At 73.2% G+C, this 8,421-nt stretch carries 8 protein-coding genes and 1 pseudogene; 4 read left to right on the top strand and 5 right to left on the bottom strand.

What is annotated here, in order from left to right:
* Window positions 1-47 precede the first annotated feature (47 nt).
* Window positions 48-851, bottom strand: coding sequence for an IclR family transcriptional regulator (locus ACFW2G_RS29745; RefSeq protein ID WP_037915689.1), 804 nt, complete (start codon window positions 849-851; stop codon window positions 48-50).
* A gap of 337 nt (window positions 852-1,188) precedes the next feature.
* Here ACFW2G_RS29745 and allB point away from each other — a divergent pair, with 337 nt between their 5' ends.
* Window positions 1,189-2,523 carry an allantoinase AllB gene (gene allB, locus ACFW2G_RS29740; protein WP_370466675.1) on the top strand — a complete coding sequence of 445 codons (1,335 nt, stop codon included), beginning with the start codon at window positions 1,189-1,191 and terminating at the stop codon, window positions 2,521-2,523.
* A gap of 2 nt (window positions 2,524-2,525) precedes the next feature.
* Window positions 2,526-3,644 carry an allantoicase gene (alc, locus tag ACFW2G_RS29735; protein ID WP_384584989.1) on the top strand — a complete coding sequence of 373 codons (1,119 nt, stop codon included), beginning with the start codon at window positions 2,526-2,528 and terminating at the stop codon, window positions 3,642-3,644.
* Window positions 3,645-3,753: 109 nt separating this feature from the next.
* Here the strand turns inward: alc and ACFW2G_RS29730 are convergent.
* Both ACFW2G_RS29730 and ACFW2G_RS29725 read right to left on the bottom strand, forming a co-directional pair.
* A pseudogene (locus ACFW2G_RS29730) lies at window positions 3,754-4,059 on the bottom strand (GNAT family N-acetyltransferase); the annotation flags it as partial.
* 52 nt (window positions 4,060-4,111) lie between these two features.
* Window positions 4,112-4,846: an SDR family oxidoreductase gene (locus ACFW2G_RS29725; RefSeq protein ID WP_236647434.1), complete on the bottom strand. Its 735-nt coding sequence runs from the start codon at window positions 4,844-4,846 to the stop codon at window positions 4,112-4,114.
* 222 nt (window positions 4,847-5,068) lie between these two features.
* On the opposite strand from ACFW2G_RS29725, the gene ACFW2G_RS29720 reads away from it, so the two are divergent.
* Complete coding sequence (locus tag ACFW2G_RS29720) at window positions 5,069-5,686, top strand: dihydrofolate reductase family protein (protein WP_384584992.1); 618 nt, start codon at window positions 5,069-5,071, stop codon at window positions 5,684-5,686.
* A gap of 52 nt (window positions 5,687-5,738) precedes the next feature.
* On the opposite strand, the gene ACFW2G_RS29715 is transcribed toward ACFW2G_RS29720, so the two are convergent.
* Window positions 5,739-6,107: a hypothetical protein gene (locus ACFW2G_RS29715; protein ID WP_384446879.1), complete on the bottom strand. Its 369-nt coding sequence runs from the start codon at window positions 6,105-6,107 to the stop codon at window positions 5,739-5,741.
* 134 nt (window positions 6,108-6,241) lie between these two features.
* Here ACFW2G_RS29715 and ACFW2G_RS29710 point away from each other — a divergent pair, with 134 nt between their 5' ends.
* Window positions 6,242-7,162 carry a DMT family transporter gene (locus ACFW2G_RS29710; RefSeq protein ID WP_384446877.1) on the top strand — a complete coding sequence of 307 codons (921 nt, stop codon included), beginning with the start codon at window positions 6,242-6,244 and terminating at the stop codon, window positions 7,160-7,162.
* A 155-nt stretch (window positions 7,163-7,317) separates the two neighbouring features.
* Here the strand turns inward: ACFW2G_RS29710 and ACFW2G_RS29705 are convergent, their stop codons facing one another.
* Window positions 7,318-8,331, bottom strand: coding sequence for a Gfo/Idh/MocA family oxidoreductase (locus ACFW2G_RS29705; RefSeq protein WP_384446875.1), 1,014 nt, complete (start codon window positions 8,329-8,331; stop codon window positions 7,318-7,320).
* Window positions 8,332-8,421: the final 90 nt, after the last annotated feature.

Genomic DNA, 8,421 nt, shown 5'->3' with positions numbered 1-8,421 from the left:
CCTCCGAGAGGGGCGCCGGGGCCTTCCCGTACGACGGTGCGGCGGGGTTACGCCGGGCTCTGGTTGGCCAGCGCCACCGACAGCTCGGCGGCGACGTTCTGGAGGACCGGGACGAAGGCCTCGGTCACGGCCTCGGTGACGCGGCCGGCCGGACCGGAGATGGAGATCGCGGCGGCGGTCGGCGAGTTCGGCACCGACACGGCCAGGCAGCGGACCCCTATCTCCTGCTCGTTGTCGTCGACCGCGTAGCCGACCTTGCGGACCTGCTCCAGCGCCTCCAGGAAGCCCTCGGGCGTGGTGATGGTCTTCTCGGTCGCCGCCGGCATGCCGGTGCGGGCCAGGAGGGCGCGTACCTCGTCGGCGGGGGTGTAGGCGAGGAGGGCCTTGCCCACGCCCGTGGAGTGCGGCAGCACCCGGCGGCCGACCTCGGTGAACATGCGCATCGAGTGCTTGGACGGCACCTGGGCGACGTAGACGATCTCGTCCCCGTCGAGCAGGGCCATGTTCGCCGTCTCGCCGGTCTCCTCGACCAGACGGGCGAGGTAGGGGCGGGCCCAGGTGCCCAGGAGGCGCGACGCGGACTCGCCGAGGCGGATCAGGCGGGGGCCGAGGGAGTACCGTCGATTGGGCTGCTGGCGTACGTACCCGCACGCCACCAGGGTGCGCATCAGGCGGTGGATCGTGGGCAGGGGCAGACCGCTGGCGGCCGACAGCTCGCTGAGGCCGACCTCGCCTCCGGCGTCGGCCATCCGTTCGAGCAGGTCGAAGGCGCGCTCAAGGGACTGGACGCCACCGCTGGCGGCAGGGGTCTTCGAGGAAGCGTCGGTGGTGCTGGCGCTGGACGTCGGCACGGCGCGGTCCTTTCGGTGCTGGCAGGCAAGGGAGCAGCCTACCGGGCGGCCGGCGTCGGCCCCAGTGTCGGGGTCGGGGCCGTCGCCGCCGGTCAGAGATGGTTTGTCCGGGTGGTGGACGCCCTCGGGAAGTTATCCGCCCGGCTTCCGGTGGCGGTAGCTACATTCTGGATAGCGAAATCTTAATTCCATCCTGTGGAAACCTCCAAGTGTGGCCCCGGTGCGTCAGTGGTCCGTCCGGGCGCTCTTGACTGCTCCCGGATCCCCGGGAAGACTCCGTCAACAGAACGTTGAATTTCGCTCTGTGGAAGTAGATGGGGAGGTTCCGGTGGCCGACGTGGCTGTGGAACTGGTACTGCGCTCGACGCGCGTCATCACTCCCGAGGGGACGCGCGCCGCCTCGGTCGCCGTCGCCGGCGGGACGATCGCGGCCGTGCTCGCACACGACGCCGAGGTACCGGCCGGAGCCCGGCTGGAGGACTTCGGTGACGACGTCCTGCTCCCCGGCCTGGTCGACACCCACGTCCACGTGAACGACCCCGGCCGCACCGAGTGGGAGGGCTTCTGGACGGCCACCCGCGCCGCCGCGGCCGGAGGCATCACCACGATCCTCGACATGCCCCTGAACTCCCTCCCGCCGACCACCACGGTCGACAACCTGCGCGTCAAGCAGGAGGTCGCCCGCGCCAAGGCGCACGTGGACGTCGGCTTCTGGGGCGGGGCCCTCCCGGACAACGTCAAGGACCTCGCGCCGCTGCACGACGCCGGCGTCTACGGCTTCAAGTGCTTCCTGTCGCCCTCGGGCGTGGACGAGTTCCCCGAGCTCGACCAGGAGCAGCTGGCCATCTCCCTCGCCGAGATCACCGGTTTCGGCGGCCTGCTCATCGTGCACGCGGAGGACCCGCACCACCTCGACGCCGCCCCCGTCGTCCCGGGCCCCCGGTACGCCGACTTCCTGGCCTCCCGGCCGCGCGACGCCGAGAACACCGCCATCGGCAACCTCATCGCCCAGGCGAAGCGGCTGAACGCACGCGTCCACGTCCTGCACCTGTCGTCCTCGGACGCGCTGCCGCTGATCGCCGCCGCCAAGGCCGAGGGCGTGCGGATCACCGTCGAGTCCTGCCCGCACTACCTCACCCTCACCGCCGAGGAAGTGCCCGACGGCGCCAGCGAGTTCAAGTGCTGCCCGCCCATCCGCGAGGCCGCCAACCAGGACCTCCTGTGGGACGCGCTCGCCGACGGCACCATCGACTGCATCGTCTCCGACCACTCGCCCTCCACCGCGGACCTGAAGACCAGCGACTTCTCCACCGCGTGGGGCGGCATCTCCTCCCTCCAACTGGGCCTGCCCGCCATCTGGACCGAGGCGCGCAGGCGCGGCCGGACCCTGGAAGACGTCGTCCGCTGGATGTCCGCCGCCCCGGCCGCCCTCGCCGGCCTGTCCCGAAAGGGCGCGATCGAAGCCGGCCGCGACGCCGACTTCGCCGTGCTCGCCCCCGAAGAAACGTTCACCGTGGACCCGGCCGCACTCCACCACCGCAACCAGGTCACGGCGTACGCGGGCAAGACCCTGCACGGCGTCGTGAAGTCCACCTGGCTGCGGGGCACGCAGATCGCCGACCACGGCACCCCGACCGAGCCCACGGGCCTCCTCCTCGAAAGGCAGAACTGACAGTGGCGATTCCCTCCTTCACCGGCAACGCGAACCCGTACGGAGGCGGCGACCCGTACGCGGACTACCGCACCGCGGACTTCCCCTTCGCCCAGTACGCGAACCTCGCCGCCCGTGAGCTGGGCGCCGGTGTCATCGCCGCCAACGACGAGTTCTTCGCCCAGCGCGAGAACCTGCTGATCTCCGAGGCCGCGCACTTCGACCCCGAGGACTTCGGCCACAAGGGCAAGGTCATGGACGGCTGGGAGACCCGCCGCCGGCGCGGCGTCTCCGCCACCCAGCCCTGGCCGACCCCCGAGGACCACGACTGGGCACTGGTGCGGCTGGGCGCCCCCGGCGTCATCCGCGGCATCGTCGTCGACACCGCCCACTTCCGCGGCAACATGCCGCAGGCCGTCTCCATCGAGGCCACCAACTGGGAGGGCGCCCTCGCGCCGACCCCGGAGGAGCTCCAGGGCGACGACGTGAAGTGGACGACCATCGTCCCCCGCACGGCGGTCGGCGGCCACGCCGCCAACGGCTTCGAGGTCGACGCCGAACAGCGCTTCACCCACCTGCGCGTCAACCAGCACCCCGACGGCGGCATCGCCCGCCTGCGCGTCTACGGCGAGGTCCTGCCCGACCCGAAGTGGCTCGCGGCGCTCGGCTCCTTCGACGTGGTGGCGCTGGAGAACGGCGGCTCCGTGCAGGACGCCTCCAACCGCTTCTACTCCCCGCCGACCAACACCATCAACCCGGGCCGCTCCCGCAAGATGGACGACGGCTGGGAGACCGCCCGCCGCCGCGACAACGGCAACGACTGGATCCGCTACCAGCTCGTCACCGAGTCCGAGATCCGCGCCGTCGAGATCGACACCGCGTACCTCAAGGGCAACTCGGCCGGCTGGGCCTCGCTGTCGGTCAAAACCGGCGAGGAGGGCGAGTGGACGGAGTTCCTGCCGCGGACCCGCCTGCAGCCCGACACCAACCACCGCTTCGTACTGGCCACCCCGGCGGTGGGCACCCACGTCCGGATCGACATCTTCCCGGACGGCGGCTTCTCCCGCCTGCGCCTGTTCGGCTCCCTGACGGAGGCCGGCGCGGCGGCGCTGACCGCCCGTCACCAGGAGCTGGGCGGCTGACGCCGTACCCGTGACCGCCCCGGGGGCCGACACCCCCGGGGCCGGCACACCGTTCAGGGGCGCACCGGATTTCCGGCGCGCCCCTGAACCGATTCCCCGCCGGTGCGGGTCAGAGCACCAGCGCGGCCACGACTTCCTCGTCCTCGAACGCGCCGGTGGGCCTGAAGCCGAGCTCCGCGTAGAGGCGCGTGGCGGGCGCGTTGTCCGGGTGGTACGAGAGCCGTACCTTCCGGCAGGACGGCACCGCGGCGAGCCGCCCGACCAAGGCGCGCACCGCGGCCCGTCCCACCCCCCTGCCCTGCTCGGCAGCGTCGACGATCATGCCGCCGATCCAGTGGGTGCCGCCGTCCTCGTCGTACGCCCACATCACGTGTCCCACGACGGTGTCGCCCGCGCGGATCGCGAGCGAATGCCACACCCCGGGGCCGGCCCGCCCTGGGCGTGCGCGGCCGCGGGCCCGGAGGGGGCTACGCGGCGTGGCCGCCGTCGACCGCGAACTCCGCCCCCGTGACGTAGCCCGCCCCCGGCCCGGCGAGGAACGCCACCACGTCCGCGACCTCCTCGGCCCGCCCGAACCGGCCCAGTGCCGTCATGGCCGCCTGCGGGCCCGCGTACGGCCCGTCGGCCGGGTTCATGTCGGTGTCGACGGGCCCCGGATGCACCACGTTCGCGGTGATCCCGCGTCCGCCGAGTTCCCGGGCCAGAGCCTTGGTCAGTCCGATCGTCGCGGCCTTGCTCATCGCGTACAGCACTCCGCCCGGCCCGGGCACCCGCTGCGCCATGCAGCTGCCGATGGTGATGATCCGTCCACCCTCCCGCATACACCCGGCGGCGGCCCGGGCCGCGAGGAACGCGCCCCGCACATTGACGCCGAGCACCCGGTCGACGTCGGCCGGTCCGACCTCCTCCATGGGGCCGACCAGCCCCACCCCGGCGTTGTTGACGAGCACGTCGAGCCGCCCGAACCGCCGTACGGTCTCTCCGACCGCGTTCGCGACCTCCGCCGCGTCCCCCGCGTCCGCCCGCAGCGCGACGGCCCGCCGCCCGAGCGCCTCCACCGCCTTGACCACCCCGGCCGCGGCCCCGGCATCGCGGACGTAGGTGATCGCCACGTCCGCTCCCTCCTGCGCCAGCCGCACCGCGACCGCCGCGCCGATGCCCCGGCTCCCCCCGGTCACCAGCGCCACCGTGTTCCCGTCCATGTCCTCTTCCTCCCGCATCATTTGGTTGCGGGTTCAATCAAATAGCCTCCAACCCCCCATCGCTGGCAGGAATCCGACCCCGCGTTCTCGGCGGAGCCGACGGAGAGACGGAGAGCGGGGCGCTGCGCCGTTCGGGCTGTCGTTTGCGTGGCGCGCCGATGACTCCGGGGCGGCCCGGGAGTCTGCTCTTGCGTAGGAGCATCGAGCGAGGAGCGCAGGGACATGGCCGAGCTGACACTGACCACCTTCGTGACACTGGACGGCGTGATGCAGGCGCCCGGCGGGCCCGACGAGGACCGCAGCGACGGGTTCGACTATGGAGGGTGGGCCGCGCCGTACGTCGACGAGGGCATGGGGGAGTTCGTCACCGAGGTGTTCGGCCGGGCCGGGGCGTTCCTGCTCGGGCGGAAGACGTACGAGATCTTCGCCGGGTACTGGCCGCAGCACGACGACCCCGCGGACCCCGTGGCGGGTGGGCTGAACCGGCTGCCCAAGTACGTCGCCTCGACCACCCTCGACGAGCCGGCCTGGGGGCCGGCCACCGTGCTCGACGGGGAGCACCTGCAGAGCGAGATCGTCCGCGCCAAGGACGCGCTGGACGGGGAGCTCCAGGTGCACGGCAGCGGGCAGCTGGCGCAGTGGCTGCTCGCCCGGGACCTGGTCGACGAGATCAATCTGCTGGTGTTCCCCGTGGTCCTGGGCGCGGGGCGCCGGCTGTTCCCCGTCGGCGGGCTGCCGACCGCCTATGCGCTGACGGCCTCCCGTACGACGCGCCTCGGGACGGCCATCCACACCTACCGGCCGACCGGGCGGGCCGCCTTCGGGACCGTCGGCGGGTAGCGGCAGCGCCGGAGCGGGGTCGGGCCGCCGGTGGTGTGGTGGGCGGTGGGTGCTACCGCCGGTCCAGGGACAGCTGGAGCACCCGGCCCTCGCGCAGGACCAGGAGGTCCGGGGATTCGTGTGCCTGGTGGCGGATGCGGCCGACCGGGCCCGGCGGGCGGATGTGCGGGGTGAGGAGCAGGAGGAGGTCCTCCAGGTCCGGGAGCCGGTCCTGGTGGATCTCCTGGCGGGCCGTCAGGGCCCAGCCGCCGTGTTCCGCCGGGCCGAACGCGCCCACGAGCATCCCGCCGACGCGCCATGCCGGGCCCCGCGGAGCGAGCAGGCCGTCCCCCGCCAGGTGGCGGCGCACCTGCGCGAGTACGGTCTCGGGCGTGCTGTCGAGCAGGTCGAACGCCAGGTCCACGGCGTAGAGATCAGCCATGCGCCCGATGCTACGGGCGGAGGACCCGAGGCCCGGAAACGGGTCGCCGCCCATGATCGGCTCCGGTACGGTGTGCCCCGCAACCGTGCGAGCCGCCGATGTCTCCACCTCCCGAGTGACGTTGGAGACCTTCCGTGGCCGTCGCCCCGCCCGTCCCGTACACCGCACCCGGCCGGGCCCGGCTCGCCGATCTGCCGGTGCTGGCCGTCGCCGTCGTGTGGGGCGGGAGCTATCTCGCCGCCAAGGGGATCACCACCGCGCACACCGTGATCGCCGTGCTCGTGCTGCGGTTCGCGCTCGTACTGCCCGTGCTGGTCGTCGCCGGATGGGCGCGGCTGCGCGCGCTCACCCCGGCCCAGCTGCGCGGCGCCGGGCTGCTGGGGCTCGTGCTCGGCGGCATCTTCCTGCTGGAGACCTACGGGGTCGTCCACACCTCCGCCACCAATGCCGGGCTGATCATCAGCCTGACCATGATCTTCACCCCGCTCGCCGAGGCCGCCGTGCGCGGGAGGGCGCCCTCCGCCTCCTTCCTCGGGGCCGCCGCGGCCTCGGTCCTCGGCGTCGTGCTCCTCACGCAAGGTGCCGGGTTCAGCGCGCCCGGCCTCGGTGACCTGCTGATCCTCGGGGCGGCGCTCGCCCGGACCCTGCACGTCCTGCTGATGGCCCGGGTCGAGGCGCTCCAGGGCGCCGACCCGCTCTCCCTGACCACCGTGCAGCTCGGCGGCGCCGTCCTCGTCTTCGCCCTGCTGGCAGCCCTGCCCGGCACCGGTGCGACCCCCTGGGCCGCCGCCGCGGACTTCGGGCCCGCCGAGTGGGCCGGACTGGCCTTCCTCTCCGTCTTCTGCACGCTCTTCGCCTTCTTCGTGCAGATGTGGGCGGTGCGCCGCACCTCGCCCTCCCGGGTCGGTCTGTTGCTCGGCACCGAGCCGCTGTGGGCGGCCGTCGCGGGCATCGCCGTCGGCGGGGAGCACCCGGGGCCCCTCGGCTACGCGGGTGCCGCCTTGGTGCTGGCCGGCACCGCCTGGGGGCGGCGGGCGGTCACGCAGGCCCCCTGAGCGTCCCCGAGCGTGACCGAGCCTTCCCGAGCGTGACCGAGCCTTCCCGGGCGTGATCGAGCGTTCCCGGGCGTCCCCGAGCGTGTCCGGAAAGCGCCGCAGTCAGCCGAGGATCACCGCCGTAGGGTGGCCGGATGCCCTGCTCACCGACCCGGTCACCGATCTGGCAGGCCCGGCAGCTCCTCCAGCCGGACCCGGCGCCGCTCCCGCCGCGACAGCTCGCAGGCCTCCGCGACCCGCAGCGCGGCCAGGGCCTCCCAGCCATCGCAGGGGTTCTCGCCCTGGCCGCGCACCAGGTGCACGAAGGCGTTCAGCTCCGCCTCGTACGCCGGGCCGAAGCGTTCCAGGAAGCCGGTCCACGGCTTGCTGGCGGGCGGCGGGCCGTTCGGCTCGGTCGAGGCGATCGGGGTCCGGTCGTCCAGCCCGGCGGAGACCTGGTCCCGCTCCCCTGCGAGTTCCATCCGCACGTCGTAGCCGGCGCCGTTGCACCGGGTGCCGGTCGCCGTGACCAGGGTCCCGTCGTCCAGTGTGAGGAGGGCCGCGGCCGTGTCGACGTCGCCCGTCTGCCGGAACTGTGGCGGCCCGGCGTCCGATCCGGCCGCGTACACCTCCACCACCTCGTGCCCGGTCACCCACCGCACCATGTCGAAGTCGTGCACCATGCAGTCCCGGTACAGGCCGCCCGAGGCCGCCAGGTAGTCGGCGGCGGGCGGTGCCGGGTCGGCCGTCGTCGTCCGTACGGTGTGCAGCCGTCCCAGAGCTCCGGAGCGGACCAGCTCCCGGGCGGTGAGGTAGCCCGCGTCGAAGCGGCGCATGAAGCCCACCTGGAGCAGTCCTCCGAGGGCGGACACCTCGCGCAGTACGGACAGGGTGCGGGCGAGGTCGGGGGCGACCGGCTTCTCGCAGAACACCGGCAGGCCGCCGCGGATCGCCCGTACGACCAGCTCCGCGTGACCGTCGGTGGAGGAGGCCACGACCACCGCGTCCACGCCCCAGGTGAAGACCTGTTCCACGGAGGGCGCGGCCGTGGCCCCGAGCCGGTCGGCCAGGCGTGCCGCCCGCGCGGGATCGGAGTCGGCGAGCAGGAGCGAGCCCGCCTCCGGGTGGCGGGCGAGCGCCGCCGCGTGGAACGAGCCGATCCGGCCAGTTCCGATAAGCCCGATGCGCATGGATTCAAATTGGCCCGGTCGGCGGAGCCTGTCAATCCGCTCGCATCGATCTTGGGGATTTCGCGCGCTGAGCAGCGATCCCGCCGTGTC

It is taken from the genome of Streptomyces sp. NPDC058880, from assembly GCF_042742535.1.
In the GTDB taxonomy this organism is placed as follows: Bacteria; Actinomycetota; Actinomycetes; order Streptomycetales; family Streptomycetaceae; genus Streptomyces.
Note: the sequence above shows the minus strand (reverse complement) of the source record. Positions and strands in the feature narration are given on the sequence as shown.